Annotated in this window: 20 protein-coding genes; 13 read left to right on the forward strand and 7 right to left on the reverse strand. The window is 59.4% G+C overall.

All coding sequences use genetic code 11. The features are described 5' to 3' along the window. The first annotated feature begins 5 nt into the window (after positions 1–5). The 5 genes from ACY8D3_RS01990 to ACY8D3_RS02010 all read left to right on the forward strand — a co-directional run bounded on the left by ACY8D3_RS01990 (position 6) and on the right by ACY8D3_RS02010 (position 7,770). Positions 6–3,251: a phospholipase D-like domain-containing protein gene (locus ACY8D3_RS01990; RefSeq protein ID WP_462381359.1), complete on the forward strand. Its 3,246-nt coding sequence runs from the start codon at positions 6–8 to the stop codon at positions 3,249–3,251. After that, the gene (locus ACY8D3_RS01995; RefSeq protein WP_462381360.1) at positions 3,248–4,390 is read left to right on the forward strand and encodes a T6SS immunity protein Tli4 family protein; all 1,143 of its coding nucleotides are present in this window, start codon (positions 3,248–3,250) and stop codon (positions 4,388–4,390) included. The genes ACY8D3_RS01990 and ACY8D3_RS01995 overlap by 4 nt, the downstream gene beginning before the upstream one ends. A gap of 452 nt (positions 4,391–4,842) precedes the next feature. After that, a complete protein-coding gene (locus ACY8D3_RS02000) occupies positions 4,843–5,244 on the forward strand; it encodes a lysozyme inhibitor LprI family protein (RefSeq protein ID WP_462381361.1) in 402 nt (133 codons plus the stop codon). A gap of 139 nt (positions 5,245–5,383) precedes the next feature. After that, positions 5,384–6,373 carry a tetratricopeptide repeat protein gene (locus ACY8D3_RS02005; RefSeq protein WP_462381362.1) on the forward strand — a complete coding sequence of 330 codons (990 nt, stop codon included), beginning with the start codon at positions 5,384–5,386 and terminating at the stop codon, positions 6,371–6,373. Positions 6,374–6,783: 410 nt separating this feature from the next. Then, positions 6,784–7,770, forward strand: a complete 987-nt coding sequence (locus ACY8D3_RS02010) for an SEL1-like repeat protein (protein ID WP_462381363.1) — start codon at positions 6,784–6,786, stop codon at positions 7,768–7,770. A gap of 264 nt (positions 7,771–8,034) precedes the next feature. On the opposite strand, the gene ACY8D3_RS02015 is transcribed toward ACY8D3_RS02010, so the two are convergent. Next, a complete protein-coding gene (locus ACY8D3_RS02015; RefSeq protein WP_462381364.1) occupies positions 8,035–9,006 on the reverse strand; it encodes an alpha/beta hydrolase in 972 nt (323 codons plus the stop codon). 702 nt (positions 9,007–9,708) lie between these two features. Next, positions 9,709–10,146, reverse strand: a complete 438-nt coding sequence (locus ACY8D3_RS02020; RefSeq protein ID WP_462381365.1) for a nuclear transport factor 2 family protein — start codon at positions 10,144–10,146, stop codon at positions 9,709–9,711. A 512-nt stretch (positions 10,147–10,658) separates the two neighbouring features. Here ACY8D3_RS02020 and ACY8D3_RS02025 point away from each other — a divergent pair. Then, positions 10,659–11,948 carry a M20/M25/M40 family metallo-hydrolase gene (locus tag ACY8D3_RS02025; protein WP_462381366.1) on the forward strand — a complete coding sequence of 430 codons (1,290 nt, stop codon included), beginning with the start codon at positions 10,659–10,661 and terminating at the stop codon, positions 11,946–11,948. A 96-nt stretch (positions 11,949–12,044) separates the two neighbouring features. On the opposite strand, the gene arfB is transcribed toward ACY8D3_RS02025, so the two are convergent. Then, complete coding sequence (gene arfB, locus ACY8D3_RS02030) at positions 12,045–12,458, reverse strand: alternative ribosome rescue aminoacyl-tRNA hydrolase ArfB (protein WP_462381367.1); 414 nt, start codon at positions 12,456–12,458, stop codon at positions 12,045–12,047. A gap of 320 nt (positions 12,459–12,778) precedes the next feature. Between arfB and ACY8D3_RS02035 the strand changes: the two genes are divergently transcribed. Both ACY8D3_RS02035 and ACY8D3_RS02040 read left to right on the forward strand, forming a co-directional pair. Continuing rightward, entirely contained in the window at positions 12,779–13,867 is a 1,089-nt protein-coding gene (locus ACY8D3_RS02035) for a Na/Pi symporter (RefSeq protein ID WP_462384196.1), read from the forward strand. Between the two features lie 15 nt (positions 13,868–13,882). Continuing rightward, positions 13,883–14,107: a hypothetical protein gene (locus ACY8D3_RS02040; RefSeq protein ID WP_462381368.1), complete on the forward strand. Its 225-nt coding sequence runs from the start codon at positions 13,883–13,885 to the stop codon at positions 14,105–14,107. 153 nt (positions 14,108–14,260) lie between these two features. Here ACY8D3_RS02040 and ACY8D3_RS02045 read toward each other — a convergent pair whose 3' ends face one another. The 3 genes from ACY8D3_RS02045 to ACY8D3_RS02055 all read right to left on the reverse strand — a co-directional run bounded on the left by ACY8D3_RS02045 (position 14,261) and on the right by ACY8D3_RS02055 (position 17,238). Further along, the gene (locus tag ACY8D3_RS02045; RefSeq protein WP_462381369.1) at positions 14,261–15,058 is read right to left on the reverse strand and encodes an ABC transporter ATP-binding protein; all 798 of its coding nucleotides are present in this window, start codon (positions 15,056–15,058) and stop codon (positions 14,261–14,263) included. Then, positions 15,055–15,996: a FecCD family ABC transporter permease gene (locus ACY8D3_RS02050; RefSeq protein WP_462381370.1), complete on the reverse strand. Its 942-nt coding sequence runs from the start codon at positions 15,994–15,996 to the stop codon at positions 15,055–15,057. Before ACY8D3_RS02050 ends, ACY8D3_RS02045 begins: the two co-directional genes overlap by 4 nt. A gap of 126 nt (positions 15,997–16,122) precedes the next feature. Next, positions 16,123–17,238, reverse strand: a complete 1,116-nt coding sequence (locus ACY8D3_RS02055) for an ABC transporter substrate-binding protein (RefSeq protein ID WP_462381371.1) — start codon at positions 17,236–17,238, stop codon at positions 16,123–16,125. Between the two features lie 208 nt (positions 17,239–17,446). Between ACY8D3_RS02055 and ACY8D3_RS02060 the strand changes: the two genes are divergently transcribed. Both ACY8D3_RS02060 and ACY8D3_RS02065 read left to right on the forward strand, forming a co-directional pair. After that, the gene (locus ACY8D3_RS02060; protein ID WP_462381372.1) at positions 17,447–18,115 is read left to right on the forward strand and encodes a haloacid dehalogenase type II; all 669 of its coding nucleotides are present in this window, start codon (positions 17,447–17,449) and stop codon (positions 18,113–18,115) included. A 109-nt stretch (positions 18,116–18,224) separates the two neighbouring features. Further along, on the forward strand, positions 18,225–18,941 hold the full coding sequence (locus ACY8D3_RS02065) for an rRNA pseudouridine synthase (protein ID WP_462381373.1): 717 nt from the start codon (positions 18,225–18,227) through the stop codon (positions 18,939–18,941). Positions 18,942–19,017: 76 nt separating this feature from the next. Here ACY8D3_RS02065 and ACY8D3_RS02070 read toward each other — a convergent pair whose 3' ends face one another. Further along, entirely contained in the window at positions 19,018–19,962 is a 945-nt protein-coding gene (locus tag ACY8D3_RS02070; RefSeq protein ID WP_462381374.1) for a DNA/RNA non-specific endonuclease, read from the reverse strand. A gap of 204 nt (positions 19,963–20,166) precedes the next feature. On the opposite strand from ACY8D3_RS02070, the gene ACY8D3_RS02075 reads away from it, so the two are divergent. From ACY8D3_RS02075 to ACY8D3_RS02085, 3 genes are all read left to right on the forward strand, one after another. Beyond that, positions 20,167–21,501: a YjgN family protein gene (locus tag ACY8D3_RS02075; RefSeq protein WP_462381375.1), complete on the forward strand. Its 1,335-nt coding sequence runs from the start codon at positions 20,167–20,169 to the stop codon at positions 21,499–21,501. Further along, positions 21,498–22,547, forward strand: a complete 1,050-nt coding sequence (locus tag ACY8D3_RS02080; protein WP_462381376.1) for a M48 family metallopeptidase — start codon at positions 21,498–21,500, stop codon at positions 22,545–22,547. Before ACY8D3_RS02075 ends, ACY8D3_RS02080 begins: the two co-directional genes overlap by 4 nt. Before the next feature lie 319 nt (positions 22,548–22,866). Further along, positions 22,867–24,819: an autotransporter outer membrane beta-barrel domain-containing protein gene (locus ACY8D3_RS02085; protein WP_462381377.1), complete on the forward strand. Its 1,953-nt coding sequence runs from the start codon at positions 22,867–22,869 to the stop codon at positions 24,817–24,819. Positions 24,820–24,871: the final 52 nt, after the last annotated feature.

Consider the following 24,871-nt stretch of genomic DNA (forward strand, 5'->3'; position numbering starts at 1 on the left):
TGGCGATGGCAATTGACGCTGCCTACAACGGTGTTCGTGCAAAAGAACTCAACCAGATCAACACCCAGGACGGAAAAGCCTATGCGGCGTATTCCGCCCCCGATTTCTTTTTGAACGAAGCGAATCTATTCGCGCCCAAACGCACGGGTAATCAGGTTCATTTCTTCACGACCGGCAGTGATTACTTCAAGGACGTCGCAGCCGCCATCGACCAAGCCAGTCAGTGCATTTTCATCACGGGCTGGCAGGTCAACTACGACGTGTTGCTCGATGGCGAGCGAAGCCTCTGGCAGTGCTTGCACCAAGCTCTCAAGCGCCAGCCGGCGTTGAAGGTGTATGTCATGCCTTGGCTAAGCCCCTCCGGCAGCCTTGGCACTTATGACTTCGAGACCATGTTGGCCATCTTTCAGCTCAATGCTGGCCTGGCTGGTGGCCCTCGTGCCTTCTGTACGCCCGCCATTCAGCAAAGCGATATGAAGGGGCTTGGCGTTGCATTCTCGCATCACCAAAAGTCGGTCGTGATCGACAACCGCATCGCCTACGTCGGAGGCATTGACCTGGCCTACGGGCGGCGTGATGACAATAACTTCAGCCTCGACGCCAGTGGCAGGCAAGGCAACGATGCCTACAACCCTGGGTTGCCGAAGCTGGGCTGGATGGATATGGACAAGCATGTCAGCTCCATGGGGTTGATGATGGCCACGCTGTTCGATCTGTCAAAGCCCGTGTCGGGTAGTAACGTCATACCATTGAGCAAGAGTACGGCTCTCAATGGCGTGAGCCGTATCGCGGACTTTTTCCGCAGCCCTCCGTTCTCAGCTTTGCAGTGGCTAAATCGTGTCAAGAACAGCGCCAAAGAAAACCTCGACGAGGGCTTTGAGCGGCTCAGTGCTGTCCAGCGGCAAATGGTGATCCAAAGCATCCAGGCGATGGCCAGGCTTATCAGCGACAACCTCGATAGCATTCCGATAGCCGAGGAATTGAAGCTGCGTCTGCAAGTCTGGTTGCAGGAGCTGCGTGATGCGGCCGGCAACCTTTCCGAGTCATTGCGCATCAAGAGCATCGAACTGATCAGCCAGTGGATGAGTGAGACCGATCTCGGCCGCGTTCTAACCGTGCTCAGCGGCAAGAGCTTCGAGGATATTCCCAGCACCTACAGAGAAAGCACCAACGAGCTGGCCAGCTCAATGCTCTGGTTCATCTATCACCTGCTGCAGGAGCGTTCGGGGCAGCATCTGGAGCCTTACGCCTATCTGCATGAAAAGCCGCAGCCACTGGCCTCGCCGGATAATGGGCGCCTGGCCGAATATCAACCGCGCATGCCCTGGCAAGATGTGCATTGCCGTATCGAAGGCCCCTCGGTCTATGACGTGGCGCGTAATTTCATCGACCGCTGGAACGGGCAGCAGGCCTATCTGGCCGACGCACCAGAGCTGCAGGACACTACGCTGGTGCGTAACCTGCTGGAGGCCATCGTAGGCTGGCTCAATGCCTTGGTCAGTGACACGGGCCTCGACCGCCTGGGTGCGAGGCTCAAGGTCAATGAAGCCCCACGCCTGAGCTTTCCCAAGCCACAGCCGGTATGGATCAACACGCCTACACAATTGCCCGTGGCGCCCAGCGCACAGCCGGGGGGCATGAGCGTGCAGGTGCTGCGCAGTGCCTCCAGCCGCATGACCCAGCAGGAGCAAGTGGGGCGTAGCACGGCGGGCGTCAATCTGCCCCTGCCGGCAGGTATCGACAATGGCGGCGTGCAGGCCAACTGCAAGGCAGCGATGCTGCAGGCCATCTCCAGTGCGCAGCACTTCATCTATATCGAGAACCAGTTTTTTCAGAGTGCCTATGGTGAGGCGCGCGAGCTTTTCAACAACGTCAAACTGTCCGGCCCGATGGCCAGCCTGCGTGACCCTGCCAGCCTGCGTCAGGACTATGTCGCTCGCGTGCGCCTGCGCGAAGCGCTCGAGGCCGAGGATATCTGGCAACTGGACTGGAAAGAAATCGACGCCATCGCCAAGGAGCCCAGTAAAGAGGCGCGCCAGTTCCTGAAAAGCCTGCAAGCCATGTGGGGCGTCAATGCCCAGGGCTGGCTTACCCATAAACTGGGTGATGCGCAGAAGGGCCTGCTCAACGAAATCGGCGAAGCCCTGGCCAATCGCATCGGGCGTGCCATCGACGAGAAGCGGCCCTTCCACGTCTACATGGTTCTGCCGGTGCATCCGGAAGGCGCACTAAACGTCCTGAACATCATGCATCAGATAAGCTTGACCATGCAGAGCCTCGTTTTCGGCGAGCACAGCCTGATCAAGAGCATTCAACGACGCATGGCCTTGCGCGCACAGTTGGATCGGGGCGCCAGCCGCGAAAAGGCGCTCGAGGCCATCGAGTTCAAGGACTCTAAAGGGCAGCCTGTTTACGAACAGCAAGACTGGAGCCGCTACCTGACCTTGCTCAACCTGCGCACCTGGGAAAGTCTGAAAGGACGCGTGGTCACCGAACAGATCTACGTGCACAGCAAGCTGCTGATTGCCGACGACCGTGTGGCCATTCTCGGCAGCGCCAATATCAACGACCGCAGTTTGCTGGGCACGCGAGACTCCGAGCTGGCGGTCATCGTGCGTGATAGCGCGCCGGTACAGGTCAAGCTCGATGGCAAGCAGCCGCATACCGTTGGCAAGGCCGTGCATCAATTGCGGGTCGATCTATGGAAAAAGCACTTTGGCTTGTCCATGGCCGGTGGCTCTTCCGGCGTCAGCCCCGCCTCTGGGCTGGCGCAGTATCTGGAGCAGCCAGCGGCAGAGGAAACGTGGAAGTCGATACAGGCGCGCGCGCAAACGAATACGGACTTTTATAACGGCTCTTTTAACTTCATTCCTCAAGACATCAGCCAGGTGCAGCCACGCAAAACGCCGAATATGGGGAAATATAAAAAGACTGGTTTTCCCACCTCCACTTGGCCGACCTGGGCTTACCGAGATTTGGACAATATCGATTACGGCGGAGAACTGATGGAGCCCATGCCTCATGAAGAGCGCTTCTGGCGCTCCAATACCCTGGCTGACGTGAAGATGTTCTCGCCCCCCGTCGGTGTGCAGGGCTTTATCTGTGCCTTGCCCGTCAACTGGACGCGGGGTGAGAACAACGACTCCGGTATCAACCTGAGCATTCTGGCGCAGACCTTTGAGCTACCCGAATCTGATCGCGCATTGGCGCAGGCTGATAACGGACGCAAAGAAGAGAGTCGTCGCACATGAAAAGCTTTTTCCGATACCTGAGCCTCGGCCTAATTATCCCTGCCGGTATGGCCTTGGCCGATACGCCGCGGCAGGAATGCCTTGGCCGCATGACCTTCGATGTGCCCGAGGACATGCAATGGGCTGTTTACAATGCAGAGTACACCGACCGTATTACCGAAGGGGGCGGGCATGGATTTACCCCGAAGGTTTACGCCAGTGGTGACGCTGCCAGCTATGACTATGACGGGCTGACCATTTTTGTCAGTGATATTGTCGATCGCGACACATTCGATGGGGCTGCAAGATATATCAAAGGCTCGACGAGCTTGTATCAAGCGGAACTGATCAAAGAGGCGGCCAGAAAAAAAAGTGCGCTTGAAGAATTAAAAGAGCTTGATAGAAGGGAAAATACAAAAACGACCAGAGAAGCAGTAGAAAGGTTTGCGAAGAATATAGAAGAAGTCGAACGCAAGATCCCTATAACCAAAATTCATGACTACGACCTTGGTATTCCTGATGCTTACTTTCTTGGAGACCAAGTCTCTCCAGGGGTGGCCTTGCTCTGGCGCAACAATCGCGTTTACTACTTCAGTTTCTCCAAGGCCGGCCCCGACTCCGCCGAGCGTATCAGGGCGCTGATGGCGCGCTTCCGTACCCGCAATCTTTATGAAGTACCTAAAGGCCCAGGCTTCTGCTTCCCCTACGGTTTTATTGCCGACGATGGCAATACCGCCTACAGCATCAAGAACAGCCTGCGCTTTACCAAAACGCCCAATGTGATCTTCACCCTGCTCACGGCCTCGGCCAATGACCCTTGGCAAACCCGGCCCACGCAGGGCACCTATGACAGCGACTATCGCCCTGGCTACGACACCGAGAAATGGCGCAAGACCTCCTTCATCGAGCGCATCCAGCTCGGCAAGCGCCTGGCTGGCCTGGAGGGCTGGCGTCTTGATCCCAAGCCGGGCTCAGGCGAACAAGAGCGGGCCTGGTTTGCCCTGGCGCATCGAGGCGGGACGGGCTCACCGCTATTGGCGGTACAGATGTTCACCTTCCAGAAAGGCACGGACGACCTCACTGAACTGACGCCACCACCGGAAGAGGTCATACCGCGCTTCGTGAAACTGAGCGAAAGCATCAGGCTGGATACGCGGTAAGAACAATGATTCCGGTATCAAGCGCTCAGACCTTTGAGCAGAAAAAGGGGACAGATTTATTTTCTAGGCTCGCGAGCTGCTGAATAAATAAATCTGTCCCTTTTCTTTCAATGAGAACAAGGTAAGTATTGGGGAAATAACCACCGAACAGGAAATAATCCTCTTCAATACAATCTATCCGGATTACGTAGAACGCGCAGTTAAAAACTATAGATACTGGACTTCAAACGAGCCAGATAGAACCGAGTGGGGTGCCCTTGACCCAGTCATCAGGGATGTGTTGGTAGACTTCGTTTATCAAGGCTTTACAAAGGGTCCAAACCCAATGAAAGCTGGAATGAGAAATGACAAGGCAGAGTTGATACATTACATAGAAAGCACGTCAGCTATTAGCCAATAGGAGCTTGGGCGAAACAGCGCTCGCTACCTCAGGAATAACTAGAGCTTTTAGTATGAAATATATATATCCATTTCTCTTGCTCTTTTGTACATTTCCAGTACTCAGCGATACCGTTGAAAATCCGTGTGAGGGGATTGAAGCCTCTCAGCAAATCGCACTGTGTGCAGAATATAAAAAAGCACGGTCGGATGAGCTCTTGAATTTATCGTACAAGGCAACCCTTGATCGAATTAGGCATCAGTACAAGCAAGCACCCTCGTTAGCGGACCAATACATTTCCCTATTGAGAGAAGCTCAACGAAATTGGATCACTCTACGAGACGCCGACTGCAAGCTTGAAGCTTTTGAAATAGAAGAAACTGCGGAGGCGCAGCAAGTAACGATCGACAACTGCATAGCGAGGATGAGTGCCGACAGGGCAAATTATTTGAAGCGCATCGCGCCTGATATATGAACGCCACTAGCGTCCAAGATGCAGGATATTTACGTCTTTACCTGGCATGTAGGCTGCGAATCAAGCCCCAAGGACACAAATGCCGAGTTTTCGTGCAAGTAAACCTCGCAGGCGACATTTCGCGCTCACATCCCTCCTAATGCTGGCCGCTGCCCTGGCGCACGCCGAAACGATACGGCCCGAAGGCCTGTCCGCGCTGCAGGGACTGCGCATAGGTGCACAGCGCCTGCTGATCACCGACCGCGCGGGCGCGTTGGTCGCTGACACCGACATGGCCCTGCCTCGTATCGAGAACGAATACTCGCCCAATAGCGACGACGGCTACATGGCGGAGCTGCTCGCCGAGCGCGACGCCAGGGTGACGGCCATCGACCTGCAGGGCGAGCGGCATGTCCTACTGTCGCCCGCTACCCAGCGAGGTGACTACCTGCTGCTGATCACGCGGGAAGAGGGCAATGGCGCCTACAACTTCAACCTTAGGTTCCGCTACGACGAGGCGACGAAGTCCTTCGACCTGAGCCAGACCCTGCTCAACGAAAATGACAGCCGGTGCGACCAGTCGCTGTTGAGCAGCTACGCCATCGACAGCAAGGCCCTCGGCATCACTTCGCTCGCGGACTTCGATGGCAGTCGCGCCTTTAGCACGTTGAGAGCGTTGCGGCTGGCGCAGCAGACATCGGCAAACAGGGCGGAGAAACTGATGCCCGAGGCGGTCGCCAGCAATTTCGACGCCGCCCTGAAGGCCTACAAGGCAGGTAACACGCAAGAGCTGGAAATCCTTGTCGGCTACTTCCTATTGGGTGACGAGGAGGACGGCACCTGCGCTCCCGGCAACTATATTGTTGAGAAATACTACTTCCCGCATAGGGTCGATTGGTCGAACGACCTCGGATTTCTATTCGAGCAGGCCGGCCATTACGCGGAGGCGGTTGAGCTGCTGAAGCACATTACCCGCAAGCACCCCGATAGGGTCGTCGCCTACCTCAACCTCGCGGATGCCTTCTGGGCCATGGACGAGCGAGCGCAGGCCGCGGAAGCCTACAGCCAGTACTACGAGAAAATGCTCGCCACTCAGAGACAGGCGAAAATTCCCGCACGCGTCGGGGATAGAGCGATGAGGCTTCACTGAGCGAGGACGTTTCTGCTGAACAGTGATGGAATGGGGCCAATGTGTGATGGGCCTAGGGCGCCGGTCAGAAGACGATTATCTTCCGCCTGTTTTTAATGATATCAGGCCAATTCCGAAGGCCACGGAACCGCTCCTTGCAAGCACAAAAGCATCAGAATGAGCCTTGTCACACAAACGCCCGAATTCAAATTGTCCTCAGCCTGACTGTCTATAAAATGCGCGGCCGCTTCGAGTAACAGCCCCCCTGGATATCCGTGAGCCCCTTCGCATTAGCGTAAAGGGCCGCTTTCTGACTCCGCGGCCCTTTTGCCGTGAATCGCCAACTGCTGTAAGCCGAGGCGAGCGTTGCGTATGGGCACGCCGAAGCTGACCAGCCCATTGCTGAATTGAATCAATAGAAAGGACCTCCGTTGAAAATCTACCGTTTCTTGCCTTTGGCACTCGCTACCCTGTTGATCGGATGCAACACGATACGGCCCGTCACCGAGCTTGATGACACGCTGCCCAAACTGGCTTTGAAGGACATACTGCCGCCGGCAGCAGACAACGACTACTGCAATAAGGAAATGGCGAGTGACACGCTTTACGGCATCGGCTCGTTGCTTTTCAACAATGCAGAATACGAAGACGCCAAAACGTGTCTGGTCATGGCGGCGCCACAGCATCCCAGGGCGTTCTGTTTCTTGTCAGTGATCTCAGATCAGGAATCGAACAAGCCGCGCGAGGAAAGGGACCGCGAGTCATTCAACTACCTCGCTTACTCCGCACTACAAAAAGACTGGTGCGCCGAGTACGGGATGTACCAGATCTACGCGTTCGGCGAGAAAGGCATCCAGCCGGACAAGCCATTGGCGCTCCGCTGGCTCGAGCGCTCTGCCGTGCATGGCAACCCTGAGGCCCAAAGGGTGATGGCACATAAGGCCGAGGACCTGGATGTCCGTTATGCCTGGTTCCGGATTATTAACGCCGACTCCGAATTGGATGAGCTGCGAAAGCGCATGAGCTCGGAGGCACTTCGAGACGGCGAAGAACGTTATCGTGAACTCTTGTCGCGTGTGAGGAGCCAGGAGGCCATGTATGACGAGGCGCGAGCGGAGGACATAGGCCTCTACTCAGGCTTCATCGAGTTGAACTACCCAAGCTCTTTCAAAGGGATATCCGCGGAGCGTCGTCGAGACTTCATCACACAGAGCATACGCGCCGCAACGAACCTTCCGTATATCCACAGCCGGGGGCAGGTCACCAAGTACATATTGATCGCGCGGATCGCTCAAAATAGCCAACCGAATCTGGATATCCGCGATGAGCCGCGCCTGACGGCGTTACTGAAGGACGACGATCTTTCGATAGATGAATCACTCGCACAAGCTGAAGCTGTGATCATCTCTGGCAGCTAAAAGCAGCTCATAGGGACGTGTATTCAACGCCAGATGCGACGACTATAGGCACGTCTTTGAGCCCGGTATCTCATACCGGGCAACGCCTATTGCAGATCGACAAGTATCAGCGCTTCATGCCGGGGCTGAATCCCATGGACGGCAAGCGCCTAATGACGCTCGAGACGTTAGACGTACCGACAACGTCCCCAAGTCCGTAGTCTCTGCCCGGCGTTTTTCATAGCAGCCCGCTTTCACGATGCGTCCTGCGTGGCGCCGACTGGCTTAGCCAGCCGTCTCAACAAGCCGGCGCGATACCCACTCCCGACTGTAGGCTAGAACCTTATCCGCCGTTCGTGTCGGGAAGTGAATGAAGCCATGCGGGCAGTGAGGGAGAACGTGCACTTCGACTGGCGCCGATCCGTTCCACCGCTTGGCCATCTCGACCGTGTCGTCCCGCAAGGGGTCGAGTTCCCCCGTGAACATGAGCGCTGGCGGCATGCCTGTGAAGTCACCGTAGAGGGGCGACAAGGGCGGCTGACGGCGCTGAGCGTCCGTTAAACCGGGGGTGAGCATGCGAAATGCCTCGATCATTCCTGGCCCATCCAGTACCAATGTTTCAGATGGCGCCGTGCGGACGCTCTCGGTACCGGTAAGGTCGTAAACGCCGTAATACAGCACAGCGCCTTTCACCCGCGAAAGCAGGCTTGGCCAGTCTTTCAGCGCGAGCAATGTCGCCGCGGCCAGATGGCCCCCTGCAGATTCACCCACAATGATGACGGGCAGGCCTGCGAACTCCTCACAGTCGTTGCCGAGTAGCCAGCGTGCCGCAGACAAGCAGTCTTCCATCAACCCTTCGACCGGCGTCGATACGGCGAGACGATAGTCGACGGAGACGACGGCGACGCTGCAGTCCTTCACCAGGGCAATGTTCATATCGTCATTCATCTGGGCGTTGCCGATCACCCAGCCCCCTCCGTGAAAGTCCAGTACCACACCTGTGGCTTTCCCTTGTGGCCGAATGATGCGAACAGGCACAGGCACGCCTGGGATCCCCGCCACCAGCCTTTCGGCTTCCAGCCCATGTCTGCGCAACTTGCCTGCACCACCCACCTGGCCCAGCCGCAGCAATGCCTGAATCACATGTGGCGTAACGCGGTTGCGAATCCGGAATCGTGGAAGCCGTGCCAGCCTGCGGTTGAAGCGCTGCACTTGATGAAGATCATTTGCGTCGGACCAAGGCTTTTTCGTATCCAACTTCGTGCTCCGCGGTAATCGACTGGGGTGTTTCGACGGCAAGTATTCGTTGGCGATTCGACGCTATCTCCGTTGCAATCATTCGAGTTGCATACGCTTGATTGCCCCTATGTTCAATTCCAGGTTCGCTTGACCACTTCGCCATTCTGCGTAGCTTTTGTGCAGCGCAGGCAACAGCCGTCAGCGTAAAGATGATGCTGCTCCGACAGGAAGCAATACATGCACAGCTGGAACAGTATGCGGATGGTTTCGTGCCGCGCACCTACTAGGATCGCCCGAGGCCGCCTGTATGGGACACACACCCTGGAATCCGTGGCGGCTGGTATTCATTGGGCGCGCGAGTGCTGGTGAAGGGTGCTTCGTAACGGTTGAGACCACTGGAGTACGTACAGCTAACGGGGGATCAGTCCCTTATCAAGCTATTGCCACAGGCCTCATGCGTCGGTGCTGCCAGTAGATGTGGGCAGTTCGACAAGTTCTCGGAGCAAAGGAGGAGCCGCCTTTCCGCTGACTCAAGCAAGCGACACGCAGCCTGCCTGGCTCCGGCTGCAAGGTCCGGTTTTTAGATGCTGTCGTTGTTGATTGGTTTGTAGAGCCAGCCAACGCCCGTTGGGAGGACGAGCATCGTTAGCATCGTCACGCGGATCAGGCCAACCTGGAGCCTTCCTGCGAGAGACGGCCGCTCTCGCAGGAGAGGTCAACTCACTTGGCGGGAACGCGGAATGCCTGGCGGCCAATCAGCAACCACTCGCCATCCCGCTTCTGCCAGATCTGGAAATTCTCGATCTCGGTTGGCGTGACCTTGCCGCTGTTCACGGCCTCGGCGGAGAAGTGATTGCGGACCAGAGCGGTGTCACCGGACATGATGATTTTCTGATTTTGCATTTCCAGGGTGTTGAAGGCGCTCTTGCCGGTTTCGATATCGGCGATGAAGGCTTTCTTGTCCTGAATGTTGCCGCTCGAATGCCCGTAGCTGACGTTCTCGGCGGTTAGCGCCTCTAGTTGTGCGATGTCCTTATGCAACATGGCCTGGGTAAGTTTATCCACTGCGGCGGCAACATCGCTTTCGTCATTTGACGCGGCGGCGGCATAGCCAGTGAACAGGCACAGAAAATACACGAGCAATTTGACCTTTCTCATACACATGACCTTTGTTGTAGTTGTTGGAGCATGATCGGCAAGGGCCGGCGACGAATTGTCCGTCGTCGTACAACTTAGCGCATTGTGGGTCTCTGGCAATAGCCTGATGCAAATATTCCGAACGGTGGCGGTTCGGCAATGGTTCTGCGCGCAACCGGCTGTCCGCCGAGCACTTCCGTTGTGCTGTGATCAAGCTTTCCTACTCGCCGGCACGAGCCTCTGCGCGAGGTGTGTCGAAGGGCGCGTCGGCCGAGCTCTGGCTGCCTTCGGATTGCGAGGGCACTGACTGCACGAGCCCATTTGAACTCCCGTCAAGCTTGGCTACTGTTCAAGTATCACGGGTCGCCCGTGATCGCCCTATCGTTCGCCGGCGCTGCGCAGTGCGGCCTTCAGCGGTCTTCCCCGATCGGTACGTTCTCCCCTTGGCTTTCATCGGCTGCCAGGCATTACAACGCCAAGACGGCACGCTCCTGTGCCGGGGGGTATTTAGGACATTTCCAGAGAGAGAATCGATGCAATCGATCGTTAGCAAGACCGCTGTGGCGTTCATCGCCGGCGCGCTGTGCCTGGGTTCCGCTGCCGCGTCAGAGGGTGCGTCCAAGCCCGAGGATATCGAGCGGATCATGCAGTCCGAGACGTTCAAGACGGCGGCCCATGCGTTGCGAAGCGACCATGATCAATGGGTTGAGGACATCGTCACCATCACCGAGATTCCGGCACCGCCTTTCAAGGAAGAGAAGCGCGCCGAAGCCTTCATGCAGATGCTGAAAGGCGTCGGCTTGTCGGAGGTAGCGATCGACAAGGAGGGCAACGCGTTCGGGGTTCGCAAGGGGAGCGGTGACGGGCCGCTGGTCGTGGTGGCCGCTCACCTGGATACGGTCTTTCCAGAGGGCACTGATGTGAAGGTCCGCCGCGAAGGCACGCGTCTGTATGCCCCCGGGGTTGGCGACGATAGCAGCGGCCTTGCGACCTTGCTCAGCGTCGTGCGCGCGATGGATGCAGCGAAAGTACGCACACGTGGCGATATCGTTTTCATGGGCAACGTGGGTGAAGAGGGGTTGGGCAACCTCAGAGGGGTGCGTTACTTCTTCGAGCAGGGCAAATACAAGGACAAGGTGGACTACTTCTTCTCGCTGGATGGGGGAATGAAGGACGTCACGAACTGTGGGGTTGGCTCCAAGCGCTACACAATCACGTTCAAGGGGCCAGGCGGCCACAGCTACAGTGCGTTCGGGATCGTCAATCCCATGGCTGCGATGGCCCAGACCGTCGTTGACCTTTACAAGATCGAACCACCAAAGGATCCCAAGACCACGTACTCCGCCAGTGTGACCGGCGGCGGAACCTCACCAAACGCCATCCCGGATGCAGTGTGGATGCAGTTCGACATGCGGTCTCCAGACCCCGAGGCGCTTGCGAGCCTGGATAAGCAGCTGATGCAAATCGTCGAGAACTCGGTTGGCCAGGAAAACAAGGCAAGGTCGACCCGAGATGGCGAGATCTCAACCGATATCAAGCTGGTGGGTGACCGCCCGGCGGGTGTCACGCCGGAGGATGCAGTGATCACGCGGCTGACGACCGCAGCGTTCAAGGCGAACGGGATCGAGACGGTGAATCGATGCGCCTCCACCGACTCCAACCTGCCGATGAGCCTGGGGATCCCGGCACTGACGATCCCGCGGGTCGCCCAATCGGAACGCGCGCACTCCCTGGATGAGTGGATCGATGTCGGACCGGAAGACAATCTCAAGGTGAAGAAAGCGGTGCTGACCACAATCCTTGGCACCGCAGGCGTAGAGTAACCCTACAGCGCCCCGGCCTCACCCGGAAAGGCGTCCGGGCTGCCAGGGAGGCGGCCCGTGCATTATTAGCCGGACCCAGCCCAGGCTCCACGCGGATCAGAAGTCGACGCGCCCGCGTCCCGCCTTGATCGAGGAGCGCTTGGCCTTGCCTTCGAGCCGACGCCGCTTGGACCCCAGCGTCGGCCGCGTCGGGCGACGGGGTTTGTCTTGTATCAAGGCTGAGCGAATCAGCTCGGCCAGCCGTTCCAACGCATCCGCGCGGTTCTGTTCCCGTGTTCGGTAGGCCTGCGCCTTGATCACGACGACGCCATTGTCGGTCACGCGTCCATCGCGCAGTTGCAAAAGCCGCTGTTTGCAGTAATCAGGTAGGGAAGATGTTGCGCTATCGAAGCGCAGGTGTATCGCGCTGGAGACCTTGTTCACGTTTTGCCCGCCCGCACCCTGCGCGCGGATGGGTGTCAGTTGGATCTCCTCCAGGGGCAGCTGGATGGTCGGTGTGATGGTAAGCATGTCCGGCTCCAGTGCGTTTTCGAGGGGCAGCAGCTTGCCTCTTTGTGGCGGCTTGCGTCCAATCCATCCGAGGCGTCGCTCTTGTATGGGACAGATACCGGCCGGAGGCTATCCGCACTCGGTGTAGCATCCCGCAACATCTGTCGTGCCCCATCCGTCCGTCACTCGAGCCGATGCGCCGCTTCGGTCACGGTACCGTCACCTTGCATATGGACGCTGTTGTCATCGCCCATATGGAGGCAACGACAATGAATTCAGATACTCAAGCCGTCCCGGCAGGCAAGCAGGAGCCTGTAGCGCGCCCGTGGTTGGCGTGGTTGATGGTCGCCGGCCTCGTCTATTTGTTATTGGCCGCCGTTGGGGCAATAGGCGACGGCTTCAAAGCAGTCGCTGGGGACAATGCGAAAGAGCTTTTCGCGTTCGCGACGAACCCCTTCGTAGGTGTGATGATTGGTCTCACCGCCACGGCGCTTATACAGAGCTCGAGCACCGTCACATCGATCATCGTGGGCATGGTGGCGGGCGGGCTGCCCATCAGCATTGCGATTCCGTTGGTGATGGGCGCGAATATCGGGACGTCACTCACCAGTACCATCGTGTCACTGGGGCACGTGCGCGATGGCGAGGAGTTTCGACGGGCCTTCTCCGCCGCAACCGTGCACGACGCCTTCAATGTGACCGCTGTACTGTTGTTGCTGCCGCTTGAGTTGATGTTCCACCCGCTCCAGCATATTGCGGAGAACCTTGCCCACGTTTTCGTCGGTGACTCGAATCTCGACATGAAGAGCGTCAACTTCATGAGCATGCTACTCGGGCCTGCAAGCAGCATGCTCGAGGCCAGCGTCAGTTGGCTGCCCAGCGAGAGGTGGTCAGGCATTGCGCTCATCCTGGTTGGCATTGCGGTGATCCTGTTCGTCGTGACCGCCATTGGACGAATCTTGAGGCGCGTAATGGTTGGTCGTGCCAAGGAAATCCTGCATGCGGGGGTGGGCAGAGGCCCGATCCGGGGCATGGGATCGGGCATGATCATCACGGTGCTTGTGCAGTCCTCATCCACGACCACTGCGCTGATTGTTCCGCTGGCGGGAAGCGGCGCATTTACGCTCAAGCAGGTCTACCCCTTCACACTGGGTACCAATGTCGGTACATGTGTGACTGCACTGCTTGCCGCAACCGCCATCTCAGGCCCGACCGCCGAGTTGGCGATGCAGATCGCCCTTGTGCATCTCATGTTCAACCTGCTTGGCATCCTGCTGATCTACGGCTTGCCGTTTTTACGCGGGATACCGCCGATGGTCGCCACAGGGCTTGCGGCGCTGGCCCAACGCAGCAAGCTCTATGTGCTCGGTTACATTGGCGGCGTGTTCTTCGCACTGCCATTGGGGCTCATTACCCTCAGCCGACTGTAAGCAAAGGAGCTGGCCATGAAGATTCAACACAGCGAAGACGTCCGTGCGAGGATCCGGGAGCTACGGGCTTCGGTGGACCACTTACAGACCAAGCTCGCCGATCTGGAGGCAGACGAACACGCGCAGCACGAGCAGATCGATCAGCTCGACGACTACATGCATGCGGTCGATACCAAGTTCAGCAGCCTGCAGCTGTTCTGGGCGACGCTGAAGCAGGAGTGGTTCAAGTCCAAGCGTTGAGGGGCCGGGGTGCCTGGTGTGGAGGTCTTCGGACGCTTATCGCCCGTCTGACTGCAGACTTGGCGGGCGCATCCGCGCTCGCATGCTGGCCTTGGTCAGTGCCGGGCTGCGCTTTGGTGAATCCGTTTGTTAAACGGCAGGTGTGAGAATGCCCTAGCGTAGAGTGTCAACAGCACTCGACCTCGCCTGAACGACCGGCCTATCCCGACGATCCCGAAGGATATCCACCTGTACGCCATACGTATTCTGAAGCAGTGCCTCTGTGACCACCTCGCGAGGATGACCTGCCGCGCAGAGCTTGCCGCCGCTGACGACGAGCAGGTTGTCCGCGTATTGGCACGCAAGGTTCAGGTCATGCAGTACCACGAGTGTGACAAGGCCTTTGGCGCGGGTTTCTTCTGTAACGCGATCGAGCAGTGCGACCTGGTGCCGCAAATCCAGCGCGCTGACCGGTTCGTCTAGTAGCATCGCCTTGGGCTCGCGCATCAAGACCTGAGCGAAAAATACCATCTGCCGCTGGCCTCCGCTCAGCGAACCGATCTGGCGATCCGCCAAATGGATGATCCCCAGGCCTGACAGTTTCTCCGCAGCGCGTTCCAGCTGTTCGTCGCCGAGGTGAAGACCAAGGCGATTCAGGTCACCAAGGGTGACGACTTCGAGCACCGTCAGGGCGGCATCGCAACTGCAGTCCTGAGGCATATACGCGAAGTGCTCGCGCCACGCCTGCAGCGCGCGTCGCGGATTGCGGCCTGCTTCCAGGCGTAGATCGCCGTGCACAATGCGCCCAGCGGCCATGGGCAGGGTGCCTGTGAGCGTACCCAGGAGCGTGGTCTTCCCTGCGCCATTTGGGCCGATCACGACATGCACTGCGCCCGCATCAAGCGTTGTATCGATCCCGTCGAGCACCGGCTGGCCACCTCGCTCGACGCGAACATGTTCCATCTGAATCATGAGCGGCCACCTTTCGGTGAAAAAATCAGCCATAGAAGAAACGGCACGCCAACGATGGCGGTGACGATGCCAACCGGGAAGGTCGCGCCAGGCATGATCGACTTCGAAAGGACGGACGCTGCCGATAGCATCAACGCGCCACAGATCGCGGAGAGCGGGAGCAGAAAGCGCTGGTCTTCGCCCACCATCATCCGCGCGATGTGCGGCGCGACCAGTCCTACGAAGCCGATGACACCCACGAAGCTGGTCGCAGTGGCCGTCATGATCGCGACGAGGATCAAGACCTTCAACCGCAGGACCCGCAGGCTGACGCCGAGGGCAGCTGCCCGGGACTCACCCAACCGAAGTGCGACCAGCTTCCAGCCGTCCTGCATGAGCAGTCCGCAGCAGAGCAGGGTGACGCCGGCCGTTATGCCCAGCGTCGTCCAGGTTGCCTTGCCCAGGCTGCCGAACAGCCAAAAGAGAATCTGCTGGGACAGCTCTGGGGACGAAAGGAACTGGATGAGGGACAACAGCGACTGAAACAGAAACAGCATCGCAATGCCGCCCAGGATGATGGTGTGGCTGCTCGCCTGTCGCAGGCTGGCCAATGCAAAAAGAAAGAGCACGGCGAGCATCGCGAATGCGAATGCGCCGAGCGGCACGCCGATGAGTACCCCCAGGCCGAAGCCGCCGAACGCAATGCTCATGGCGGCACCGCAGCCCGCCGCTGCAGCCATGCCGAGGGTGTAGGGACTGGCCATCGGGTTATTGAGGAGGGTCTGCATCTGGGACCCTCCTGCACCCAGGGCAGCGCCGACGGCGAGTGCCATGAGCGCGATCGGCAGACGTAGATCGCGGACGATCGGATCGGTCATCGGCTCGCGGACGCCGATATTCAGAAGCGAGCGGAGAACTTCCATCGGAGAGAGCATGGACGGACCGATGGCGATGTCCATGACGAGGCACGCCGCCGCCAGAGCCAAAAAAAGCAGGCATCTCTTCCAGCGCTTTTTTTCGCGTAGTCGATGAGCGACAAGCGCATCGGTTTCAGCGGTAGTCAATCTGTTCATGTATGACGGGCGTCAGTCCGTAAGGCCTATGGCGAATGTGCCCTCGGGCACCACCGGCAGGTATTTCCGGTAGAAGTCGAGGTAGTTGGCAACTGGATCAATGTCGGCGAACTGCTCCGGGTAAAGCTGCTTTGCGATGAACTGAAGCATTGCAAAATCGCTCAGTGTCCGCGAGGCGTTCTGGTACACCCCATAGAGGCGACTGTCCTGTATGGCCGGGAGCTGCGACCAACCGGATCGGTTGGCAAATGCCGCAAGCCGCTTGCGGGCTTCGCTCGGTTCCACGCCGGGGCCCATCAGCATTGCCGTTGGGTTGCTGTTGTCCTCGCGTCCGGAGATCACGACGACTTCCGGCCTGGCGACCAGCACCTGCTCCGGATTGATGGGGCCCCACCATTCGACGTACGGCGCGGCGATGTTGTCGCCACCGGCCGCGGTCGCCATTGCGCCCCACATGTTTTTGCCATAGGTGAATGAATATTGGGATGGCCCCTGATTGCCGAACTCGAGATAGATGCGCGGGCGCGGCTTGCCGGCCGATGCGATGCGCGCGTTCACGTCGTTGACTGCATCGGTGTAAAGGTCAGCCAGTTCGCGAGCCCTTTGCTCCTGACCGGTAACCACTCCCAGGAGCAGGGTAGAGGCAACGTGGCGCTCTAACGTCTGCGCGTTGTAATCGATCGCCACCACCGGGATGCCAAGTTGTTCGAGACGGGCAATTTCGTCCCCAAGGCCCTGAAACTGCCAGGCTGCCAGCACGACAAGATCGGGCTGCAGGCTCATGACCTTTTCAATCGAGAAGTTCTGGGCTTCGACCTCGCCGACGTCAGCGACAGCCTCCAGGCTCGGCCGGTGAGCGGCGTAGAGCGCCCAGATCGCGGGCACCTTTTTTACCCAGGCTCCCTTGGAAATGCCGACGACCGAATCGAAGGCCGAGTCGCCACCGACGGCCATGTAGTCTTCAAAGTTAAAGCCAAGCACCACACGCTTGGCTGGCGATGGGATAGTTACGCTTCGCCCAAGGACATCCACAACCTGGCGAGGCTCAGCCTGTACAGCGGCAATTGAAATGCTTGCAAGAATCATTACCATCAATGCGCCGAGATGGTGCCTTAATTGCCTGCTCACGACCCGTCCCCTTGATATGCGTCTGGCAGGCTAGCCTGCCACTTCGTCAGGGGCGCACTTTAACCATGAGTGATCCCGGTGCATAGATATCGTGTACGTGCCGGGTTTTACCCGTACCTTACCTGTCTGTGCCTGGCCAGCCTGCCATGACGCTGGACGGGCCGCCTTTCCAACCTGAATCCAACGATCTCGAACGACGGATACCGCAATGACCCCCTTCCGCCCGAAATACATCACCTTCGACTGCTATGGCACGTTGACCCGCTTCCGCATGTCGGACATGGCACGTGAAATGTTCGCCGACCGTATCCCAGGGGATCGAATGGACGCGTTCTGCAAGGATTTCAACGGCTACCGGTTCGACGAAGTGCTCGGTGCCTGGCAGCCCTACGATCAGGTGTTGAAGGCCGCACTGGCACGTACCTGCAAGCGCTGGGGCATCGCTTACAAGGACGAGGAGGGGCAGGCCTATTACGATGCGATCCCGGAGTGGGGCCCGCATCCTGATGTGACGGCGTCGCTTGCGAAGATTGCCGGCAAGATCCCTCTGGTGATTTATTCCAACGCCGCCAATGAGCAAATCATGTCGAACGTCGAGAAGCTTGGCGTTCCGTTCTACAAGGTGTTCACCGCCGAGCAGGCGAAGGTGTACAAGCCACGGCTAGGCGCATTCGAATTCATGCTCGATAGCCTGGGCTGCGGGCCGGAGGATGTGCTGCATGTATCGTCCAGCTTCCGCTATGACCTGATTCCGGCGCATTACATGAACATCGAGCACAAGGCGTTCGTGAATCGCGGGCACGAACCCAATACACCCTTCTATCGGAACACCGAAATTGCCGATATCAGCGGGCTGCCAGCCCTCGTAGGGCTTTGATACGGCAGCAGTGAAACGTGCCGTTCTTAACCGTGGACGGTGCGCGCGATGTCGACACGCAGCGAGCCGCGGTACTCGCTACAATGCCCGCCCATTCGAAGGTGCTGTCATGTCAGATCCTGTCAGGTTGTCCAAACGTCTTATCGAAGTCATCGGCTGTTCGCGCCGTGAAGCCGAGCTTTATATCGAAGGCGGATGGGTGACCGTCGACGGCGTTGTCGTTGATGAGCCGCAGTTCAAGGTCGATGCGCAGGCCGTGGCGCTGCTCCCGGGTGCAACGGCGACGCCGCTCGAACCGGTTACGCTGCTCGCGAACTGGCCGTCCGACCGGGCTGTGTCGCTCGAGACCCTGCGGGTGATACTCAATCCAGAGACACACTGGGCGGATGATCCGGTCGACAAGCGTGTGCTGAAGGGCCATTTCGCACGTCTTGCCGAACGGCTGCCCTTGCAAGCCGGGGCCGAGGGCCTCGTGATCTTCACCCAGGACTGGCGAACGACGCGCAAGCTTGACGCTGATGCCTACAAGCTGGAGCAGGAGTACGCCGTGGAGGTCAGCGGCGAAATGAAGCCGGATGGCCTCGAACAGCTCAAGCGCGGCCAAACCTGGAAGGGCCAACCGCTCCCGGCCGTGAAAGCCAGCTGGCAAAACGAGACCCGCCTTCGTCTGGTGCTGAAGAACCCGCAACCCGGCGTAATACGCGCGCTCTGTGCGAGCGTGGGGCTACACGTGCGTTCCATGAAGCGCCTGCGGATCGGCGGTGTTTCGATCGGCAAGGTACCGGGCGGGGAGTGGCGCTACCTCGCCAGTGCCGAGCGCTTCTAGCGAATCGGTCTGGCAAGGTCGACGAATCGATTACCGCCAGGGCTTGTGTGCCGTCAAGAACGCAAGGTGGCCGGGATTACGCCCTGATGTCGGCGAGCGTCCGTATCTCCGCCTCGATGCGCGTCCCTGTGGCGCGTTCTTCATTGCTGAAGCCGTCATAGTCTCGCAGCGTCCCGAAGTCGACGCCCGTGAGATGTTCGATCTGCAGTACGCTGCGCTGGTAGGTGCGGAAACGGCCGAACAGGGCAGTCAGGCGATCGAGCTCTTTGGATTGTTCGATCATGTAGGCGGTCGCCGAGGGTTTGCCATCGCCCCCTAGAAACGCCACGACTTTCCAGAAAGCCGCCGGGATCTGCACGCCGCGATAGGTGATGTCCGACTCGTCGAAAACCGGCCCGCTGAATACCGTGGCGCGCGCTTCCCAGCGACGGGTGTTGTCGAGCAGGTAGTTTTCCAGGTCCAGCCAGTTCTTCTGATTGAAGCCAGCCATCTGCGGCGAACAATTAGTGAAGTGAAACGTATCGGCATTAGCCTGTGCTGCCAGGGGCCCCCAGTTCGGATCCTGGCGGCGAACCAGGTGGCCGCGATCGAGCAGGTTGTCCGCGTAGAGGAATTCGCCTATCTGCGCTTCCGTAGGGACTCGCCCATCGTAGGCCCAGCGATCCCGGCTGCGGGGAATGTCTACGAGTGCCTTGCCGTCGATGTTAACGCCGACGAACCAGGCAAGCCGTCGGTGCCGCGAGAGGGCAACAGAAAAATGGGTGTAGTCGAGGCGGTGTTCATTGCTGCCCGGAACCTGGAGAAGGTCGCTGCGTAGATGTTCGGCCACGCCCGGCCAGCCGACATGAAAGTCACCGAGAAAATCTGCCCGATAGCCTTCGCGGTCTGCCAGTGCCTCGGCAGGTGTTGTCCGGGGCGGTGCGAGTTCCTGTAGCGCTGAAGCTGACGCAGCGGGATGGCCCAGAGGTTGGAGGTCACGCAGGCGAGGACGATGATCGAGCAGCGCGGGAACGGCGGGCATAGTGATCTCCAGTTTGGACCGACAAGGACATCTGAAGCTACTGCGGGTGCATGACGCTTTGATGCCAGCGCTGCTGGCTAATGGTCGACCGATCGGAGACGCGCGTCGACCGCCTGGAGAAATAATTTCTTACACCCATTACCGTCATTTCATCGAGCCACTATCCTACGCACCGCAGGAAAGCCCCAAGCAAAGGAACCGCGCATGTCCGACCCTACCTATAGCCTCGTTTTCAGCGGCGAAGTGGCCGATGGCTTCGATCGCGAGCAGGTCAAACAGAACTTCGCCGAATTCTTCAAACTCAGCGCCGACCGGCTTGAGACGCTCTTCAGCTCGCCACGGGTGGTGCTCAAGCGCGGCCTGAGCGAGCTGGATGCTGAACGTTACCTCATCAAGCTCAATGAATTGGGGGCCAACGTCCGTCTTGAGTCGAGCGCGGCGTTGCGTACGGCACCCAGCCCTGCGGCCAGGGAGATAGCCCCGCCGCTGCGCTCGCCAGCTGATGTGCCGCCCCTGGCTCCGCCGGCAAAGACACCGCCCCCTGCGCGTGGGGACGAAGGCCCCCAACGCAGGCGCTTGAACTTCCAGTTCACCGGCAACGGTACCGAGTTCTTCCGTATCTGGATCGTCAATGTGCTGCTGACGATCGTTACGCTTGGTATTTACTCGGCCTGGGCCAAGGTGCGTACCAACCGGTATTTCCACGGCAATACCCGGATCGATGAAAGCAGCTTCGAATATCTGGCCAAACCCATGCAGATCCTCAAGGGCCGGATCATCGCGTTCGTGTTGCTCATAGCGTACTCGGTGATTGGCAGCGTCTGGCCTGCCGCGGGTATGTTCACGGGCCTTCTGGTCGCCATTGCCACGCCCTGGCTGATCGTGAAAGGCCTGAGCTTCCGCTTCCATAACACCGCCTGGCGCGGGGTACGGTTCGGCTTCGATGGCAGCGTCGGGCGTGCCATTGCGGTTTTCGTTGGCTGGCCGCTGCTGGCCATGTTGACGCTGGGTTTGCTGTCGCCCGTCTCGCTCCAGCGTCAGCAGCAATTCATTGCCAAGCACGTCCGCTACGGGTCGGCGCCCTTCACCTTCAAGGCCGGCGTGAAGGCTTACTACGTGGTATGTCTCATCGGGCTATTGGTGATCGGTGTCAGCTTTGGCGCAGCCTTCGCTGTTGCGGCGGCGCTGGGCAGCTGGTGGCTGCCGGGTATGGCCGCATATCTGGCTGTCTTCGTCTATTTCCGAGTCGCGCTCACTAACCTGTTCTATTCGTCGATTGCCCTGCGTGACCACAATGTGGGCGCGCACTACCGCTATAGGTCCTACGCTGCGCTGGTAGTTACCAACGGCCTCGCGATGTTGTTCACGCTCGGCCTTTTCTACCCGTGGGCCAAAGTGCGGACGGCCCGCTATGCGGCCGAGCACTGTAGTCTGGATGTTGCAGGCGATCTCGAGGGCTTTGTTGCCGAGCAGCGCAAGGCCGCAACGGCGTCGGGCGGCGAGGTGGCTGAATTCTTCAGCGTGGACCTGGGCCTGTGATTTCTGGCTGGTTTTCGACCGAGGGACGCTCGTCACGACAGGTCGCGACGCTCCATCGGACGGAATTGGGTCTGGAGGCGCGCGGGGCGGGCGGCGCAGTACTGGCTGGCCCGTCTGAGGTCGACCGTCTCGATGTGTCATCGCGAATCGGCAATACGCCGCGGTTCGTGCGTTTCCCTGGCGAAGGCAGCTTCGAGACGCCGGACAACGACGGTGTGGATCGGCTGACCCAGGGCGAACGGAAACGCTCGGGCCTGGCTCATCGGCTTGAATCCAGCTGGCGGTATGTTGCGATTGGCCTGATCGTCACTGTCCTTTTCGCCTGGGGCGGTATCCGCTACGGCGTCCCGGCAGGCGCGCATGCCCTGGCGTTCGCGCTGCCTGAGAGCGTCAGCCGCCAGGTCGGCGATGGCGCCCTGGCCGCGCTGGACCAGGGGCTGTTATCGCCCAGTCGTCTGCCTGAGCAGCGGCAGGCGCAGCTCCGAAAAACGCTGATGGATTTCGCCCAGCACGCGGCCCCTGAGCTCAGGGTCGAGGTTGTGTTCCGGGATGCGCGAGAGTCGATTGGGCCCAATGCGCTTGCCTTGCCGTCCGGCACGATCGTCTTCACGGACCAACTGGTGGAGCTTGCCGCTAACGACGAACAGCTGATCGGCGTAATGGCTCACGAGATGGGGCACGTGGACAGGCGGCACGCCCTGCGTCGGCTTATACAAAGCTCCGCGCTTGGTGTATTGGCGATGGCCGTCGTAGGGGACGTTTCCTCCGTATCGTCCATCGTGGCGGCAGTGCCCGTCATCCTGACCGAACTGGGGTATTCCCGCGACTTCGAGTACGAGGCGGATCACTACGCTGCCTTGGCGTTGGATCGCACCGGGCGGCCGGCTTCGCTGCTTGCCGATATACTCAGCCGGCTGGAACGGACCCACTGCGATGAGTCGGAGAACGCTTGCTCATCCCAGGATGGCGGCCAATGGCGCAGCTATGTATCGACACACCCGGCCACAGCGGAACGTATCCAGGCCCTGAAGCAAGCGGCGCCGTGATTCCATTGCCAGGGCAGCTGAGGGGCGCTCCATCGGATTGCCCGCCTGAGTAGCCTGTAGCTGATTTGGCGGGCGATGGTCGAGGGGAGTCGCTTGAGCGAGTAGGGTGCAAGCCCTACGGGTCGCAACAGGTGTTGCCCTACGCCAGTGCGAATTCGTCCAAGTAGTGCACCTAGAGAAGGCGTGCCCCGCGACTAATCCAGGCTCAGTATTGCTCGGTGTCAGACCGTAAAAGGCTTTGTCTCTTTTGTGATCGTTCTGGCTTCCGGCGCGTTTCCTGCTAAACCCAAGGGTTCATATAAGAAAGCAGGAGCACACTGTGGCAAAACCAATGAAGGTAGCATTGGCGGTGGCCGGTCTGGCGTTGGCCGGAAACGTCTCCGCGTACGAGTACGGTCAATATGCCGGCCAGACACTTGACCGGCTCATCAGCGAGTACCCTGGCCGCTACCGCGGCACCGCGAATTTCGAGGGGGCGGCCAATTGGATGGAGTTGCGCATGGGCCCCGGCTATAGCACCAGCCGGCAGGATTTCAGCTGGGTCGTGGGTGGCCAGACGCGAAACTCCCAGAACGTGATTGCACGCGCCGCCGGACAAACAGGGCGCGAACTGGTGGTGGGCGCCCACTTCGATACGTTCTTTGGACGGCCGACATTGCAAGGGCTGGATGACAACGGTTCGGGCGCGGCCGTACTCACCGAGCTTGCGCGTAACCTGAGTGGTCTTGATCTCGAAGATGGCGTCACCTTTATCGGCTTTGGCGCCGAGGAGGAGGGCCTGCGCGGTTCGAGGGCTTATGTGGCCTCGCTCGACGCAACAGCGCGCTCGGCGCTCACCGGCATGATCAACATCGACAGCCTTATCACCGGCGATTTCATGTATGCCCATGCCGGTACCAATAGTGTCACTCGACCGGAGCTGGCAGCACTTCGCACGCGGGTGTTCGAGATCGCCTCGGAGCTGGGGATAGACCTGAGAACCAATCCCGGCCTCGATCCGAGTTACCCGGCGGGCACGGGGTGCTGCAGCGACGGCGACAGTTTCAATCCCTTGAACATTCCGGTTCTCTATCTTGAGTCCACCAACTGGTCGATCGGCGATCTCGATGGCTACGAGCAGACGACCAACCCTGCAATCCCCGGCGGCTCTACCTGGCATACCCCCGCGCTCGACAACGAACAGACCCTGACGGCCGCGTTCGGCGAGCAGCGCATCGCCGAGCGGCTGGCGTTGTATTCGCGCCTGCTCAGCCGGCTGATTCTCGAAGCGACCAATACCGATCTGCGCTACGCCGCGTTCTCAGGCGCAGGCACGCAGCGCGCCATACAGAACTCCCTGCGCGCGCAAAGCCAGGCTCTAAGCGCGCTTCATGACCGGCGCTGGACGTCGTTGGTGCTGGCGCCCCGAGCGGCTGGAACCTATGACGGCCTGGTGGGGGTGGAGGGCGGCGCCCAACCTGGCGCAGGTTTCGACGAGGGCGCTCATGCAAGAGGTCGCCGTGCCAGCGTCTATGGGTTGGGTGATTATCAGGTGACGCCCGACTGGAACGTGGGTATGAGCGTGGCGTACCAGCGCAGCAAGGACGACCTGGAGCACAATGGCCGCATCGAAAGCGATACCTTCCAGCTGGGGGCCTACGCGCAATATGCCAACGGCGGCCCCGTGTGGGCGAATGGCGATGTGCATGTCGGTTACAGCGATATGGACGTTGACCGTCGGCTGCGGATTGGAGGCAATGGCGGCCCGGTGCTGCTCGATCAACGCTTCAAGGCAACGCCTGCGGCCTGGTACTGGGCCACGCGCGCGCAGACCGGGTTTGATTGGCGGCTCGGCGCGCTTCGTACAGGCCCGATGCTAGGCCTGGATTACGCCCGCTACCGCGTGGATGGCTACAAGGAGAGTGGCCCCCGCCGGACGGCGCTTGATGTCAGCAAGGAAACCTTCGACTCGCTCGAGCTGAGCCTGGGCTGGCAGTTGCGTGGGCTTATGCCCCTGAGCGGCAGTCGCGCGCTTCAGCCTTATGCAAGCCTTGCCTGGGTCGAGGAATTGGCAGATGGCTACAGCGAGCGGTTCATGGCCGTCAGCCGCGCCGACGGCTCGGTTCGACATGTTGCCCTGGACGATACGGACAAGCATTTTGCGCGAGCTCGTGCGGGGGCGCAGCTCCTGCTGACGCCCAACCTGGCCGTATACGCCGAGGGCAGTGGTCGCCTCGGCAATGATGACGGCAGCGAAGCCAGCTATAGCCTGGGCATGCAGTGGCTGTTCTGAACGTTCAGCCCGTCGCGACGTAATCGTTGTGACGGGCCTTCGCACCATGGTC

The sequence above is a fragment of the Pseudomonas sp. Marseille-QA0892 genome (assembly GCF_054950135.1).

Excerpts from the sequence above, each read along its gene's own strand:
- ACY8D3_RS01990 (WP_462381359.1), top strand. The coding sequence starts at position 6 with ATGGCAATTGACGCTGCCTACAACGGTGTTCGTGCAAAAGAACTCAAC.
- ACY8D3_RS01995 (WP_462381360.1), top strand. The coding sequence starts at position 3,248 with ATGAAAAGCTTTTTCCGATACCTGAGCCTCGGCCTAATTATCCCTGCC.
- ACY8D3_RS02000 (WP_462381361.1), top strand. The coding sequence starts at position 4,843 with ATGAAATATATATATCCATTTCTCTTGCTCTTTTGTACATTTCCAGTA.
- ACY8D3_RS02005 (WP_462381362.1), top strand. The coding sequence starts at position 5,384 with ATGCTGGCCGCTGCCCTGGCGCACGCCGAAACGATACGGCCCGAAGGC.
- ACY8D3_RS02020 (WP_462381365.1), bottom strand. The coding sequence starts at position 10,146 with ATGAGAAAGGTCAAATTGCTCGTGTATTTTCTGTGCCTGTTCACTGGC.
- ACY8D3_RS02025 (WP_462381366.1), top strand. The coding sequence starts at position 10,659 with ATGCAATCGATCGTTAGCAAGACCGCTGTGGCGTTCATCGCCGGCGCG.
- arfB (WP_462381367.1), bottom strand. The coding sequence starts at position 12,458 with ATGCTTACCATCACACCGACCATCCAGCTGCCCCTGGAGGAGATCCAA.
- ACY8D3_RS02035 (WP_462384196.1), top strand. The coding sequence starts at position 12,779 with ATGGTCGCCGGCCTCGTCTATTTGTTATTGGCCGCCGTTGGGGCAATA.
- ACY8D3_RS02040 (WP_462381368.1), top strand. The coding sequence starts at position 13,883 with ATGAAGATTCAACACAGCGAAGACGTCCGTGCGAGGATCCGGGAGCTA.
- ACY8D3_RS02045 (WP_462381369.1), bottom strand. The coding sequence starts at position 15,058 with ATGATTCAGATGGAACATGTTCGCGTCGAGCGAGGTGGCCAGCCGGTG.
- ACY8D3_RS02050 (WP_462381370.1), bottom strand. The coding sequence starts at position 15,996 with ATGGACATCGCCATCGGTCCGTCCATGCTCTCTCCGATGGAAGTTCTC.
- ACY8D3_RS02060 (WP_462381372.1), top strand. The coding sequence starts at position 17,447 with ATGACCCCCTTCCGCCCGAAATACATCACCTTCGACTGCTATGGCACG.
- ACY8D3_RS02065 (WP_462381373.1), top strand. The coding sequence starts at position 18,225 with ATGTCAGATCCTGTCAGGTTGTCCAAACGTCTTATCGAAGTCATCGGC.
- ACY8D3_RS02070 (WP_462381374.1), bottom strand. The coding sequence starts at position 19,962 with ATGCCCGCCGTTCCCGCGCTGCTCGATCATCGTCCTCGCCTGCGTGAC.
- ACY8D3_RS02075 (WP_462381375.1), top strand. The coding sequence starts at position 20,167 with ATGTCCGACCCTACCTATAGCCTCGTTTTCAGCGGCGAAGTGGCCGAT.